This is a genomic window from Streptomyces sp. NPDC054765, from assembly GCF_053612065.1.
In genome coordinates, this window is sequence record NZ_JBSHBP010000033.1 from 40,216 (window position 1) to 56,897 (window position 16,682).

1 protein-coding gene (running past one end of the window) is annotated in these 16,682 nt (G+C 67.7%); it reads right to left on the reverse strand.

Features of this window, described 5'->3' with window-relative positions; translation table 11 throughout:
* A protein-coding gene (locus tag ACWGJY_RS21335) for a hypothetical protein (protein ID WP_453262391.1) crosses the window boundary here: on the reverse strand, window positions 1–16,682 show its 3' portion. It continues 14,362 nt past the right edge of the window; the window shows 16,682 of its 31,044 coding nt (coding positions 14,363–31,044); its start codon lies off the right edge, out of view — the gene reads right to left on this strand; the stop codon is at window positions 1–3.

Below are 16,682 nucleotides of genomic sequence, written 5' to 3' on the forward strand. Positions count from 1 at the left end.
CTAGGGTTGGATCAGACCGCTGTCGGGTTTCGTCGCGGCGGGCACTGTCGGGTCAGGCGTGCTGCTCGTGGCGGCGGGCAGGTCGGCCTTGGGATCGCCGTACGATTCGCCCACGCCCCACGGCTTTTCTGGGATGAAGATCGCCGGGCCTTGGTGGCCGTTCCGCAGCGCTTGTGTCTCGGAGAGCGGCAGGCCGAGCTCGACCGGGACCACACCGGAGACGGTCCGCTCCTCCTCGGCTGGTGTGGTGGGCGGGGTGAAGGAGCGCAGGGCGTCGGCCACGGCGCGGGTGGTGTCGGGGCCGGCGTGGTCGTGGGCGACGATCAGGGCGCCCAGCCTCCAGGCCTGGTCAGCGGTTTCCCAGGGAGGTGTGCTGGCCAGGGGTTCGGTCAGCGTGGGCAGGACCGCTGTGAGGTGGGGCAGGCTGCCGGCAGCCTCGGCCCAGGGGGTGAAGGGGTCGGCGCCCGCGGCCCCCAGGTTCCAGCCGGTGGTGAGGAAATCATTCACCTCCGTGGGTGTGCCGACTGCGGTGGCCTGGGCGAGGGCGGTAAGGGCGGCGCGGGCTTGTTGGTGGGCTTCGAAAGCGGCGTCGAATCGGGCCGCCCGCCGCTCAAGGTCTTCCACACCGGCCGGCCGGGCCGGCGCTGGCCGGTCCTGAATATGGTCGGGGAAACGTTCGACGAAGGGGGAGACATCCTGGGCGTAGGTCACCACCTCATCGGTGGCGTCGAGGAGGCTCTGCTTCAGCCGCTCGTGGCTATCGGTGACCGGCTTCCAGTCCATCAGAGCGCCATGACGGACACCGGCCTGCCACATCTCCTGGATGATCTGTTCCTTCTTCGAGGGCTCTACCTCATTGCCGTCGATATCGGTGATCCGCATGAGGTCGTAGTCCGAGGTGACCGGGATCCACTTCGCCGTCAACCGCCTGCCATCGTCGTCGGTGGTCACCCCGTCCGGACCAGGGCGGACCGCGGTCTTGATGTCGCCGTCGTCATCGACGTGGACCAACTGGTGGACGATGCCGTACTCGTGCGCCTGGAACGTTCCTTCGACCTTCTTCATGTCCGGAGCGAGGACGATGAACTCACGCAACCGGGTGATGAAAGCGCCCCATACGGCGTGCTGTTCCTCCGCCGGTAGGTGCGCCAGTTGCTCCGCCCGCGGCAGACTGGGCCGGTAGTAGGCGACCAGACCTCGCAGCGCCGCGGGAACCACACCCAGATGAGCGTCGATCCTGCTTGCTGACTTGGCCTTGATCGCCTCCGGCTTGGGGACAGCGGCTGAGCCGTGCTCGTTCCAGGGGACGGACTCCACATTCGTCTTGCGGAACTGGATCTGCACCCCGTGCCTGTCCGCCACCTCCCGGAACAACGCGCTGTTACGGTCAGCGATACCGCCTTCTTTACCACCCGTCACATCAAGCGGGGAGACACCCAACGACGCCGCGACCGACGCCCTGCGGGAGAGCGACGCCGGGTCTGACATCGCCGACATCTTCCTGGTCACAATCGCCTGCGAAGGCCTCCGGCTGAAACTGCCGTTGCCCGTTTCCACCGGCGACACCGAAAACGCCGAATCCTGTGGTGTCCGCCGGAACGCAGAGAACCTGCGCTCCGTCTGTGCGGACAGCGCCGAGGCCGGCAGCACCCCGCTGGTCCGGCGCGCCGCCTGTGTTCGCACGCCTCCCGCGTTCCCCTCCCCGGGGGGCTCCTCCATCAGCGGCTCATCGAAGTACCCCGTGCCGGGATCAGCGGCCAGGGGATCCACCACGGCCCGCGCCGCCGGCGCCTGCCTGCTCGCCGACCCGAAACTGAACGAGTCGAACTGCCGCTGCACCTCGTCCGCGTCCGCCGCAGTGCTCTTGCCCGTCTCCGCCGCGTCGATGCCCCGCTGCCCCGACACCGAACGCGGCGCATCCAAAAAGGCGGGAGTCTGCCCACGGCCCGCCCCGGCGGCGGGGTCGTCGATGACCGTGGCGAGATGTTCCGTCACATGGGCGGCGGGCGGCACTTGAATGTGCTCCGGGTCCGCTCCCGTCTTCGGAACAGAGCTCGGCGCGGACCCCGTCCCCGGTTCGCTATAGCCGGAGTACGTGTCCAGCGCTTTCTTGAGCTGTCCGTGGCGCATCGGGTCCCGCTCAGGATCCACGGCCTTCAGTCCTGCCCTGAGCCCGGCGACCATGGCGTCTTCAGTGGTCGCCATCCTGACCTCGACTTGACCGGCCCACGAGCGCTCGGCAGGCCGGCCCGTGGTCCGGCCCCCGGGCTGAGCGGTGGGATCGGTGACGGGCCCGTCCTCGCTGGCGGTCGTCACCGGTGTCGTCGTGTCCGCGGTGGCACCGGTCGCCGTCGTGTCCGCGATGGCGCCGGTTGCCGTGGCGTCCGCCGGGCTAACGGGTGCCTTGCTGTCGGGTTTCGTCGCGGCGGGCACTGTCGGGGCAGGCGTGTTGCTCGTGGCGGCGGGCAGGTCGGCCTGGGGATCGCCGTACGATTCGCCCACGCCCCACGGCTTTTCCGGGATGAAGATCGCCGGGCCCTGGTAGCCGTTGTTCAGCGCTTGTGTCTCGGAGAGCGGCAGGCCGAGCTCGACCGGGACCACACCGGAGACGGTCGTCTCCTGATCACCGTGCGTGATGGTGATGACGAACTGCGTGTAGCCCTGGTAAATCACCATCTTCTCGGGGCGCTTGATGTTGTCGACGATGCGGCCGTCGCCGGCCGCTGTGTCGTTCTCCTGCCGGCGGTGCTGGAGGCCGCCGGTGATCTGCGTGTTCAGGCCATGGCCGAGGACGGTGGCGTTGCCCGCAACATAGGCGGTGCCGCCCAGCGCCGTGGCGCCCTGCTGACGACTGTTGGACGCGGTCGTGGTCTCGCTGACCTGGTGGGTCTGGGCCATGTTCTCGGTGCGGACGTAGGTGAGCTGGACGAGTTTCGCGCTGCCCTTGACCTGCACGCGCTTGTCGCCGGTGGGCGAGAGCAGCTTCTGCTCCCGGGTCATCGCCGGGAAGTGCGAGCGCAGGATCGGGTTGCTGACCGCGGTGAGGATCATGTCCTTGTTGCGCTGGTACTTTCTGCCGAGCAGATCCTTCGCCGCGATCTTCACAGCGTCGCGGATGCCCTTGGTGTCGGTCAGACCGCGGACCGTGTCGGTCTCGCGCACGCCGGGCACCGAACCCTCAGGCACCGAACCCTCAGGCACCGAACCCTCAGGCACCCCCTCGGGCACCTTCCACACCCGCTGCGGCGGAGCCACCGCATCCTTCGGAGCCGGCTGCTTCAACTCATCAGGCAGCAGGCGCGTGGTACCCGACTCCTCGGGCTCCTCGGGGATCGTCGAGCGGATCCCGTGGGTGGTGGCGGCAGCCACCGCCTTCTGCTCGACCGACTCGACCTGCTCGCTGATCCACGAGACCTGCACACTGACGTCGCCGATCTTCTCCACCTTGGTGAAGAGGGGAAGTTCCCTGAACGCGAAGCGGAAGTGCAGCTGCATGCCGGACTCGAAGGCGGCGCCTGCGGTCTTGGTCTGGGTGTGCTGGGCGCTCGCCGTCTTCTGGACGACGCCGGACTGGCTGTCCTCGCCGAGCGTGACGCTGCCGCCGCTGCCGAAGTGGACCGTGCCCGAGTGTTCCACCGAGCCGTCGAAGGTCACGGTGCCGGTGACCTGGTGGGCGACGTTGGAGACCGTGGCGCTGCTGGTCGAGCTGCGGGTACCGACGTTCGCTTCGGCGGACGTGATGTTCCGCGTGTGCGTGATGTCGAGCGTCTTCGAGTAACCGGGGAAGGAAGCGGTGATCTCCACCGGACCGAGCTTGGTGTGCTTCACCAACGGCTGGCCCTGAGTCATCAACCGCATGTGGGACTGCAACTCAGTCAGGTTCAGACCGTCGATGAGGTCCTTGCGCACGGTTGGCCAGTAGAGGCGCCCGAAGACCTGACGCCCCTCCTTCGCCACCCCGTCCACGATGTCCTCGATCGTCCCGGGGGTGCCGTCCGTGCGTAGCGGCGCGACATGGGTGACGGCGTCCGACGAGGTGAACACACGCCGTTCGTCGATCCGCTTCGGCGCCTCGAAGACCTTGTCCACCGGCTGCGGCACTTCCGTGCCATCAGGTCGCTTGATCATCGTGTCCGCCTTGGGGAACACGACATCGATCGGCGCCTCAACCGTGGCGCCCTTGGTGTTCAGCTTCTGCAGCCCGAAGAACCGCTTGAGCCGGTACTCGACGTGGAACTTCACCTCGCCGACGAAGCGCGAGCCGTCTTCCACCGCCTTGTAGCGGTGCACCTCGCGCCCGATGACCGAGGTCGACAGGCTGTCGGTGGCAGTGCGCTGGTGCGCGACAGAGCCGGTGATCCGTGCCCACCGCGCCGTGGCCTTCACGCCGGCCGTGGTCACGTTGCGGAACGAGGTGTTCTCGTCGACGACGAGCTCCGCCTGGGCGTCGGTGGCCACCTCGGTCTCGAAGGACGGGATGTTCTCCTTGTGCGTCAGGTCGCCGACCCTGGCCGACGTGATGACGACCTCGCCGCTCCAGCCGTTACCGGAGACGCTGGCGGAGATCGAGTCGCCCAGGGTCAGGTTGGCCACCATGGGCTGTAGCACATCGGAGTCGAACTCGGCCCGCAGCGCCTGCTCGGACTTCTCCCAGCCGCTGCCGAGCACGTCCTTGAGGTCTGCGGTGATCTTCTCCATCACCGCGTCGTCGTGCGGGAACATGTTGAGCACGAGGTCGTTGACGCGCAGCACACCGTTGCTCGCATACGTCGGCGGCAGCAGCAGGTCGTCGCCCGTCTTCGGCTGCGCGACGAGGTAGCCGGTGGGCTCGCGGACCTCCGTGCCCAGCTTCCCGACCTCGGCGTCGTGGGTCCCCTCGGTCACGGTGATCGGCGCGAGATCCTTGGCCGAGACCACCATGGTCTCGCCCTTGGGAATGGTCACCTCGGCGCCCACCTCGGTGCTGTGCGCCGCGGGCTCCTTCCCGGTGGCTTCGAAGTGGAAGGTGAGCTTGACCCGGGAGTCGAAGACACCGATCTTTGTCGGGAACTTGGCGTTGCCCAGCGACACCCCGTGGGTCAGGGAGCGGTTGCCGGTGAGGTGCCCGACCGCGAGAGTTTTGGTGACCAGGCCGGAGAGCGCCGTCTCGCCGACCTCGCCGCCTCCACCGGGACCGCCGGTGAAGGCTTCCTCGTGGGTTCCCGCGGTACCGGTGCCCGATCCGGCCAACCTGCGCCGCACCGGGGAGAGTTGGGTGTCGCCCGACTTCCGGAAGGTCATCGAGTCGACCTCGGCGGTGGCGTAGATCTTGGCGCCCGGGAACGTGTCGAACTGGTGCAACGTGGGCCCGTTGAGCACCGTGCCGCGAGTCATCGCGCCAAGTTTGGCCTCGACCAGGTCCTTGTGGAAGAAGTCAAGCACCATGCGGCGCATGGCGGGCCACTTCGGCCCGAAGAACTCGACGCCGCGCTCTTCCAGCGTCGTCGGCACCGACCCGTAGTCGTACACGCCACGTACGACGTCGGTGGGCTTGAGGCCTTCGTTCCAGACGCGCCGCGGCGGCAGCAGCTGGCCGTCCGCTGTGTGCCTGTTGCCCACTGGCGTGGTGGGGGCGGGCAGCGGCTCGGTCTCGTCGTGCTCGACCAGCACCTGGGCGCCGATGTTCAGCCCCTTCACCCTGGTCTTCACCGCGTCGTCGGAATCGGGGCCGACGAGCTTGGCGTTGAGCGTCACCTCCGTGTCGAAGATGTCACCCGGCACCTTGGACTTGGTGCCCATACCGTTGCGGGTGCCGAACGAGTCGAACGACGCCGTGGTACGGGTGTAGGTGCCGACCCCGCCCGCGTATCCGTCGGTCGGGCCCGGGCCGTCGAACTGACCTTGCGTCAGCGGCAGCGGTACCTGGGTCCGCCTCGCGCCACCCCGCTGGGTGGCGACCGCACCGCGGACCTCGGTACCGGTGTTGAACTCGGTGGCCGTGGTGGGACGCCGGTGCCTGTGGCTGGTGACCTCGGCGGTGAACTCGACCCGGCCGCCGTTCTCCAGCCACACGGTCATCGGCTGCCCGGCGGTCATCCCCTTCAGGTCCATGTGCACCGAGTCGAGGTTGACCTGCTGCTTGACCTGCTTCAGGACGTTCTTCCAGCGGTCGCCGAAGACCTCGCGGCCTTCGGTGTCCAGTCCGTCCAGAACACCCGCCATACCGCGCGAGTCCCGCAGCGGGCCGGAGCCGTTCGTCAGCGGGTAGACGTCCTCGATCACGTCCGTGGAGCCGAATCCGCGCTCCTGTATGCGCGGCACGTGCAGTTGCCGGGGTGCGGTGTGGACGCTGCCGTCCGCCTTCCGCGTGTCCGCCATCGGCGTGGTGATCGTGACGCCCGAGACCACCTCGGTACGTGGCACATGGAACGACTTGGTGGTATCGAGGGCGTGTGACAGCTCGATCTCGATGCCGAAGACCGCGTAACCCTTGAACTGGGCGCCGTCCTCAACCGTCTTGGCCTTGGACACCGTCCGGCCGTCAGTCGTCTGCGTCTTGGCCTGCTGCCAGTCGCGCCCCTTCGCAAACGTCGCGGTGAGCGCGTTCGGGCCCACCTTCAACGTGCTCTGCCACGACGCTTGACCCTGAGTGCGGTGGTCATGGCCGATGCCGTTGGACTTCTGGCTCTCCGAGCCGGTCGCGAACTCGACGGACTTCTGCGCCGCGCCTTCGCCGAAGCGTCCGACGGCACCGTCGACCACGACGGTACCCAGCCACTGGTGGTGCTGGATGTCGACCTTAAAGCTGTCGCCACGGGACATCGGCGACAGCCGCGACTTGAGTATCTTGCCCGCGAGCGACGGCTGGACCTGCGGCGCGACCTCCTGCCACACCTTGGGGCCGAGGCGATTTCGCAGCACCTCCTCGACGTAGTCGACGACCCCCGCCTCATTGGCGGTCAGCTCGTCCACGTGGTCCGAGGCGCTGATCCGGAAGCGCTCCAGGCGAGCCGGGGTACGCACCTCACCATCGCCGTACGTCCGGGTATCGGGCCGCAGCACCTCCTCCGCGCTCGGCAGCGCCTCCTCCGTGCTGGGCGGCATTTCCTCCGTGCTGGGCGGCGCCTCCTCCGCGGGCAGCGCCTCCTCCGTACTCGGCGGCGTCTCCTCCGTGCTCGGGGGCACCTCCTCCGTGCTCGGCAGCGCCTCCAGCAAGAAGGCCGGCGGAGTGTCGGATGGCAGGTCTCGCGGCGGCGCGATCGGCGGGCTCGTCGGGCCGTGCGGTGGCGGGTCCTTCGGGCCGTGCGGCGGCGGGTCCGTCGGGTCCTCCGGCGTCGGGTCGTCCGGCGTCGGGTCCGTCGAGTCGTGCGGCGGCGCGGTCGGCGGAACCGGCGGAGCGTCGGATCCGGTGTGCGTGCCGGAAGCCGGGACAGTGCTGTCGGCGACCGGCACGGCGGTGTCCGGGACGGCGTGGCCGGTGCCGCCGGTGAGGGTGGCCAGGTCCTTCTTCAGGGCGGCGATGAGGTCGTGGCCGAGATCGACTTTGCTGCCGTCCGCGGCGGCGAGGGCGAAGGTGCCGGGCCGACCGCCCTCGGCCCGCGGGCGGCCGTCGCGGTCGTAGCTGAACCGACCGGCCAGCACGGCGCCGTCCTGGGTGGTGAAGACCGGGCTGTCGGTGCTGACGAGGTGCAGACCGGGGTGTTCGGCCCGGATGAGGTCGGCGGGGGAGTCGATGTCGCCGGCCGGCACCTTGTTGACGTCACCGCCGACGAAGACCAGCACGTGGCCGGCGGGCAGGTCCTGCACCTTGGGCTGAAGGACCTTGGTGGAGAACTCCTGCGGTGTCAGCCTCCGGTTGCCGACGATGAACTTGCCGTTGACCGGGTCGGTGTGGACGTGGATGACGGTGGCATTGTCCACCTTCGGGACCTTGTACGCGGCCTGGAGGTGGCTTGGACCGTCGTTGAGGACGGCGAGGCCTTGGGCGGACGGGTAGTTGCGGGCTGGGATGAACACGCCTGCCGGGGTGGGAATGCCGTGGGCGTGCAGCTCCGGAGAGTCCAGCAGCTCGAGGGCGCCCTCCGGGCTGAAGACGAGGTTGAGACCGTGGCGGACGTGGAACGCCAGCTCGGTGGTGCCTCCGGAATAGTCGAACAGGCCGCGCCGGTTGTGCACCTCGATCTTGATCCGGACGATCGCATCCGCCTTGACGGTCAGCCAGGGTGCCTCGCGCCGGCGCGAGGTGGCGTGGGTCTGGTCCGAGTGTGTGGCGGAGGAGGACTGATCGCTGCTCTGGGTGGTGCTGAGGCTCACGCTGGCGGCCGGGTTCTGGGCCTGGTGCGAGCCGGGCGGCTGGGGGGAGGTGTCGCCGGAGGTGATGATGCCGCCGGGCGAGACGCTGATGCTGCGGGAGCTGCCGCTTGAACTGCTCTGTCCGGTCTCCAGTTTGTGCCATGTATCGGAGACCGAGCTGCCGTCGACGTAGTTGCCGACGTACGGGTTGAGTGGCTGGACCTTGATGGTGACCGTGACGTGGTCGTCAGTGAGCGGGCCTCCGGAGCGGACGAGTTCGGGTGAGACCAGGCCGGTCTCGCCAAGCGTGCGGCTCAGCTCGCTGGTCATCGCCAAGTGCGACAGGAGCGCGTGGAGGGAGCTCCGGGGGCGCGAGCCGTGGCTGGTGGCCCGGGTGACGGCGGTACTGGCCGAACCGCCGAGCGGCTGCTCGGTGCCGTCGAGAGCCCGGAACACCTCTTCGTCGAGGATCTGCAGCTTGTCGTGGTCCCAGCCCAGGTTGATCACCCCGCGGTCCCTCACATGGGCACCGGTGATCCCCAGCGGGGTGCCGCCCAAGCTGGCGGGGGTGGCGGCGGGGTCGACCTCTTCGACGGCCACGTCGTTCGGGCCCGGCAGGTACCGCTGCAGGCTTTCCTTGAGCAGCACGCGCGGCACGATGGCCTGCTCCCGCACGGTCAGGTCGGTCTTTCTGGCGCTGGGGTCCTGCTGCAGCCTCCTCGCGACCTTGTCCGGAAGGGTCCCCAGCACGGCGTTGGCGAACGAAGCCGGGATCGAGGTCGTCACCAGCGAGATCTCGATCCTCAGATCACCCGCGTAGCGGTCGGCAGGGCCGCTTATGGTGAAGCAGTCGCGCGTGAAGTCGGACCGGCCCAGTGCGCTGCCCTGGCTGGCGGTGTGGCCGGCGCTGATGGCGGGGGTGCCGTTGACCTGGTTCAGCCGGCCGCCCGCCGTGCCTGCGGCCGGGCTCTCGGTCACCTTGGTGCTGATCGACCCGCTGGAGTTCTTCGAAGCGGAAGTCTTCGTCTCGGTGCGGTGCGTCTCAGTGTGGTAGATAGCGACGTCCGCGTCGGGCACGGACTCGACGAAGTGGAAGCCCTTGCGCTCCGGGTCCCGGGTGGCCTGCAGGCGCAGCACGTAGGCCACGTCGTGGAGGATGCGGCCCTTGGTTACGTACAGCTCCAGGCCAGAGCTGAGCATGTGGTCCAGCGCCCCCGCGCCCTGCTTGAGGTCCAGCAGGTTGGCCAGCTTGCTCATCGGCCGGGCATCGGTGCCGGCGATGTGCCAGTAGTACTCCTCCAGCGGGTACGAGCCGTGCCGCGCGAGGAGCAACTCCACCGTCCGCCGGATCACGTCGCCGTGGCCGGTGACGTCGGCGCTGGGCGTGGACACGCCTTCGGACGGCTTGGCCAGCAGCAGTTCGGAGGCGGCGCCGTGCGGCACCGGTGACTCGGTGGTCACCTGCCGGTACGGCTGATCGCTGTCCCTCAGCCGCCGGTCACGAGCGGTCGCCGGGAAGGAGGTGACGACGTGGTCGGTGGCGCGCCTGGTGGGCTTGAAGGTGGCCCGCTCCGCAACGGGGAGGTCGCTGCGCAGCAGCGTCGGACGGCCGTCCGGTGCGGGTTCGGCGGCCGTCACCAGGTAGCGGTGGTGCGGGTCGGCGTGCGCGCTGGTCGGGCGCAGGAAGGTGATGCCGTCGGTGATGTGGAACAGGCTGACCGCGACCTGCGGCCGGCCCGAGGAGAAGACGTTCTTGGCCTGGTTGACCACCGTGATGCGGTAGAGCACATTCGCGGAGTGCTCCTGATAGCTCTCCGAAATGAAGATCATCCGGCCACTTGTATGGATGAGCGAGGTGGTGTGCGAGGTGCTCGAGTTGCCGCTGCGCGCGTAGCCGAAGCTCGGGAACACCGTCTGCGTGCCGCCACCGGCCTCACCGGTCTTGACGCCGAACCCGAGGCCGACGTTGAAGGCATTGCTGGAGCCGCGGCCCTGGCCGCCCGAGACACCGAGATTGCCCTCGACCATGTCGATCCTTTTCATGCGCACCACCCCGGCCGCCGTCGGGTGGGCACCCACCGGGAAGGCCTCGATCCGCACGACGGTCTGCTTGTCCGTGAGGTAGCCCTGGGTGACCATCCTTGTGGTGATGTCAGAGGGCCCGCGCACATGTGCCGCTGTCAGTATGTCGCTCTCGGTGACCGTCCACGTGAGGTCCGCGAAATCCTCACGCATGGTGCCCACCCAACCGAGCAGAGTGCGCACCTCCTCCTCCACGTGCTGGGAGCCGATGGCCTCGATGACCACGTCCGGCCCGGCCAGCGGCGTGTGGAAGGGAAGCCGGGAATCCACCCCCCTCAGGGTGCTGGGGGAGATTTTGTCCAACGTGATCACCGCGCGGCCGTCCTGGGCGCGCTTCACCAGAACGCCACACGAGTGCCAGACCTTGCCGCCCGGCGCTGAGCCAGTGTGCGGAGCGTCCAGGGCCAGGGCCTCGGGCACGACGAAGCGCACCTCCCCGCTCAGGGTCGCCTGCCCGCTCGAGGGCTTGCGTTGCGGGCCGGCCGACTCGCCGATCGACGCCAGGCGCCGCACCGCGATCATCGGCAAGCCGGCGACCGGGGTCGGCTGCTCGCGCCGCACCGACACCGAGACCTTGTACTCGACGTTGAAGTCGAAGGTGCGGGCGTAGCCCTCGAACTCCTGGCCGATTCCCAGGTAGGTCCCGGCCTTCACGACGGTGCTCGCCGACTTGGAGAAGCTGCGGGAGTAGCCGGCGGACGGGCCGACAGTGCGCAGTGCGTCGCCGGTCGTATTCCTGATGCCGAGGGTCACGCCCCCGCTGACGCTGCCGCTCGCCGAGGCCGAGAGTGACTCCCCGCCCTCGGCACCGGCGAAGGCGGTCTGCATCGTCTCCAAGGTGGCCATGGCCGGCCACCCGACGACCGGCTGCTCGTTCGTCTTCGTGGCCGTGACCCTGACCTCGATGACCACGGTGCCGCCCTCGGCCTGGCGGCGGTAGTGCTCCAAGACACCGCCCGGCTTGAACAGCGAGGCGGCGTGGTTCTGCAGCGTCTCGGCGCTGAACTTGGCCCCCAGCTGGTCCAACCAGTCGGCTTCCTCCAGCTCGCTCCAGGGCCGCGCGCCCTCGAGCGTGGCCAGAGTCGCCAGGATCGTGGGTATGACCTTGTCGGAGCCGGTCAGGTACTCCACTACCGAAGGACCGATGCCCTGCCCGGAGCTGATCACGGCGGGCGGGTATTTGGCCTGAGCCCAGGCCGCGTCAAGGGCGGCGGCCTCGTCAGGGTCGGTCGGGCGTGGATCCCGGTCGTCCGGCACGGTGAGCGCCTTCCAGGCCCGGCTATGGACGCGGCCGGATGCCGCGCGCCGGATCAACGCCTCGAACCGCGCGGCCGAGCGGACCGGGACCCGGACGTAGGCGAGGATGTTGTGGACCACCGGGCCGTTGGGCTTGAAGCCCTCGATGCTGCTGATCACCTTGACGCTGGTCCGGGCGGTCAGCTTGTACAGCACGGTGTCACCGTTGTAGGTGATCTGGCGGAAGGCGCTCGCACCGGCGTTCTCGCTCATCGACCGGGTGGCGGACACGCCCAGGTCCACGCTGAAGTTGAGGCCCAGGATATGGCCGCCGGGGAGGGCGTAGCCGAACGAGCCCTTGACTGGTGTGATGCTGAAGCCGCCGGACTTGCTGGAGCTGCTGCTGATGCTGGAGGAGCGCTGGTGATCCTCCTTCAGCGGCACCGCGTCCTCGCCGACGCGCTGGGCGTTGACCATCAGGGCGGTCACCGACAATCGGACCACGGCCTTGCCGTCGGCGGTCGCGTAGGCCGGGGACAGCGCGCCGCCAGACATCAGGTCGCGGTAGTTGCGCAGCAAGTTGGACTCGCTGACCCAGTGATCGATGCCCTCGTCCAGCTCCGAGCCCAGCTTCGCGGCGTCGTCCGGCAGGCTCGCCCGCAGCTTCTCGCGCAGCTGCTCCAGGCCCGAGATCGACTCGGAGACGGTCATCACCTTGGGCAGCTGGCTGTGGACCTGCTCCACCGTCGCGGGGGGGTTCTCGCCCGCGACATCGTTGAAGGCGACGTGCTGGGTGTTTGCGTCCATACCGAGCACCGGGTGGGAACTGCCGCGCGGCTGGGCGGGCTTGACCTGGCCGCCGCCCGCGGGCTGCTCCGGAGCCAGCTCCCGCGGGAAGGCCATCCTGATCGTCAGCAACGTCTCGCGCTCGGCGCGGCTGCCGGGCCCGCCCAGATCAACCGTCAGCTTCGCCTCGGGGAAGTCGAACATGGCCTCCTGACCGCCCACCGCCGGTAGCGCCTTCGTTTTGGAGGTGGTGCTGATGCCCCGGGAGGTCCCGTCCGAGCTGTTCCCGCCGAAAGCGACCGAGGGGATGGCCGAGAAGATCGCGTCCGGCATCCCGCCGAACGGCGTGGTGAGGCTGGCCGTCACCAAGACCGAGCGGCTGTTCTGCTGGCCGGTCGAGGAACCGGCGGTGCGACCGTGGTCGGTGGCTTCGGCATCGTTGTGGGTCTGGCCGAACGGCGCCTGCTGGGAGGCGGGCGCGCTCTCCTGATCGCGCTTGGCCTCCCAGTCCGGCACATGGCGGGCGCGCCCCAGGTCGCCCAGGTCCAGCTTGACCGTCACCTCCTGGCTCGGAGAATTTTCGGGCTCTACAAGGAACTTCAGCCCGCCCTCGAGCATCCGCTGGGTCGCCTCGCGATTGCCCAGCCGTATCAGCTCGTCGCGCAACGCGGCCTTGACCGCCTCACGGGTCGTCACGTCGGTGGCGGGCGGCAGGCTGTCGCCCACCAGGTCCGAGACCGCGTCGTCGTCGCCGAGCCACGCCTGGTCCAGGCTCTGCATCCGTCCCCGGCGGCCCAGCGGGTACTGCACGTTGCCGGACACGTCCTGCTCGCCGAAGCCGGCCGGCAGCTGCCGCGACGGCTCGCTCTTCGCCGGCTGCTGGTCGGCGGCGTCGGTGCGGATACTCCCCTCGTCGGCCGGGTCGGCGGCGGCCGACACGGGCTCTTCGATGCCGGACCCGGCCTCGGTGCCCCGGAACGCCGCTTCCGCGGCGGGAGCCTGCAGCGCTTCCCCGTCGTCGGCCGTGCCGGGGCGCGGCGGCGGGGAAGCCGCTTCGGAGGACGGTCGGGCGACGTCACCCCTCGGGGCGTCGAAGAACGCCTGGAAAGGAGCTGTGTGCCGATCGACGGGCGCGGCCGCGGAGACATCGGTGTCGCTCTCCTGGTCCGGCGCGACGGAGGGGAGGACGTCGAACAGGCTTGCTTGTTCGACGGCCTGTTCGGCGGCCTGGACGCGCCGGAGCGCTGCGTGGGCCCGTCCATGCGGCGCGTCGGAGGACGTGCCGATGCCGACCTCGTCCAACTGCTTCGCCAGCTCCAGGTCCCTTTGCGCGCGATCGAGGTTGGCCATGACGTCGCCGTACTTCTCGTGCAGACCTTGCGGATCGGCCGGCTCGTGATCCTCGGAAGGCTCCGTCCGCTGGTGCGGGTCCTGATCGCGCTGCCCGCTGCGGACCGGCTGCTTCCCCTTGTCGCGCTGAACGACTGGGGCAGGCATGCCGGAGGGTTCATCGTGCTGCACCGACGTATCGTCTCCGGCGCGAACGGCCATATGCCGTAGCGGCTCGTCAGCATCATCGGCCCCAACCAGGCCGTCCTGGTCCAGGTACCCGGTTGCCGGGGGCGCTACGTCGCGCGCCGCCCCCTGGGCCGGGACGGCCGGGGGGATCGGGGAGCCGATCTCTTCGAACGCCTTTCGCTGTTCGGGCGTCAGCGTTCGGTACGTGCGGAGCTGTTCGAGGACCTTCTGACGCTGTTCAGGGGACAAGCCGGCTGCCGGATCGCGCAGCGTCAAGAGCAAGCCATTGAGCATCGCGTCGTTTCCGGAAGCCATCCACACGTCGGTGGTCCCAGCGGATGCGGCGGCGCCCGAGTGCGCGTCATCCGCGATGCCCTGGTTCTCGGATTCGTCGGTGAGCAGTTGCAGGCCCTGCCAGGTCTCGTGCTGGGCCGGATCGAAGGTGTGGAGATTCTTCGCGACCTCCACCGGCCTGCCACCGGGGCCGCCGAGAACGACCTGCCGCTGGTCGTAGTCCACCACGACAGTCACACGACGCCGATCATCCGCGGACACCCCGGCCTGCCACTCCCCGGCCACCCGATCGATGTCGAAGTCGCTGGCCCTCGGCTTGGGCTCCTTCTGCCCCTGCAGGAGTGCCTCGATCTGCGTGCGCAGTTCGTTGGCAACGGTCTCCGCACGCGATTCCGCTGTCTGCTGAGCCCTGCCGCCGCCCCGGCGGAACCTGCCGTTGCCGTACCCGGTCACCTTGATCTTCGGCAAGGGCAACTTCTGCCGCCAGTTACGGACGCTGTTCAGAACCAGCCGGCCGACGAAATTGTCAAGCGCGGTCTGGCCAGCGCCCGACGGCTCAGCCTTCACGCCCTCCTCGAAGGGCACATGAATGGTCTCACTGTCCCGAACGGGTTCAGTCCACTTGCTTGTGTCAAGCGGATCGTGCAGCGCCGAGAGCAAGCCACTGATCACCGCGTCGTGGCCGGAAGCCATCGACACGTCGATGGTCCCAGCGGAAGCGGCGGCAGACAGCTGCGAGCCGGTCGCCGGCGGCACCGGCGGCAAGGGACGATGAGTGCTCGTGGCGGGTTGTGTTGCGGGTGTCAAGGGCCGCTGCGGCAACGGCGTTGCGAGCTGCTGCTGGAGGAAATATTTTTGCGCTTGCTTGGTTATCTCGTCGATGTATTCATTCACCTCCGTCGGAAACATCCAGGCAGACGTTCCGTAGCGCCGGAGTTCGAAAACGGCGAGGGCGATACCGGAGGGCTTTTCAAGCTCGTCAAAACTGGAATCAACGTCGTTCATGCCGATGCCGTGATGCTGACTGACGACAACCCCATCCCCGGTTACGGCATACTTGAGATAGTCCTCCACAGTGAACGGGCCTTTTGCCACCTTCTGAGTCAGGAAGTCGGGGTGGAGAGCCCCATCGGGGCCGCCCAGTTCGTTGAAGAACTGCGACAACGCCTTTTCAAATTGATACTTAATGTCCTCAAATTCCTTCTGCAGGAATTCTCTCACCTCTGGCTGCAAAGCGGCCAGAATTTCCCCCAGCGGATTCCGTGATGCAACGGGAGTCATATTCTTCGGAATCTCACGCCCAAAGAATCCATCTCTGACCGGTGTTGCTGCCGCGTGATTGAAGAACAGCCAGCCATAACCCCATACTTCGTCCGCGAGCAAGTCAAGCTTTTCCGACGGGAGTTGGTCGTGTTGCTTCGAAAACTTCAGCGCCAAATTGAGGCCGAAGCCCCTGGATGCGAAAAAGAGTTTCCATTGCTCCGAGAATTCATTCAGTCGAGATCCGGCGTTGAGCAGAAGGGGGAGGATGCCACCCACGGGAACGCCTACGGTGATCTGCGTGTATGCAGATTGCCTATCTTTGCCTATGGGCGCAGGATCGACGGTAAGTTGCTTAAATCCGCGCTTGACCTTCCAGCCGTCCTCAGGTAGGAGAATTTTCTCCAACGTCGTTCTCTCGTTAACGTTGTTGAACGCCTTCTGGGTCTCCTCTGCAAGCTTCATCAACGATTCGATGTCAAGTTTACGAGTTTCCCCGTCGAGTATTCGCGCGGGAGTCGAGATAAACTCCGGGATTAGGAGATTCTCACGTTCCCAACGAGATCCTTCCGGGGGCGCTTCGTCACGCATGTAGATCCGACCGTTGGCACGATCTTGCCAGAATCTCCGCGTATCGATCTCTATACGCGAACCAGATTTTTCATGGGTGGCCAGGGCGCGACCGTATTGAAGTTCGCGGTGGAGACCATTGTCGTCAGTGAAGTTCGCCCACCCTTCGTTCAGAATGTTGTTGTATTCCACTTCCAGTCCCAGGGCGCCGTATTGGTGGTTGGCGGCTGGGTCGATCAGTGCATGGGCGGTGGAGGTGGATGCCTGGATGCCGAGTTGATTACGGGGGGGGACGACGCGGGAGTTTTCGTCGACGATCAGTGCGCGTGCATCGGTTGGTTTGATGTCCGGGGTCTTTTTGGACACCTGAGCGTTTTCACTGGTTGCCGAGAGGTCGATCCAGACGACCTGGGGGGCGCCGTCGGTGGTGGTGGGGGCGAGGGCGTAGGCGGCAAAGGCGTGCCCCATGCCGGAGGTACGCCGCGCCAGGACGAACGCGGTCATGCCGGCACTTGTCAGCTCGTTCGCTACCGCATCCCACGAGTCAACAGTCCGCCAACCTGGTCCGACGGCGAGCAGTCCCTCTTGCGGATGTACGTCCAACACGCTGTCGTCCACAGCATTCGCGGGTGCGATGCCCTGCGGGAAAAGCTTGTCCCGGAAGG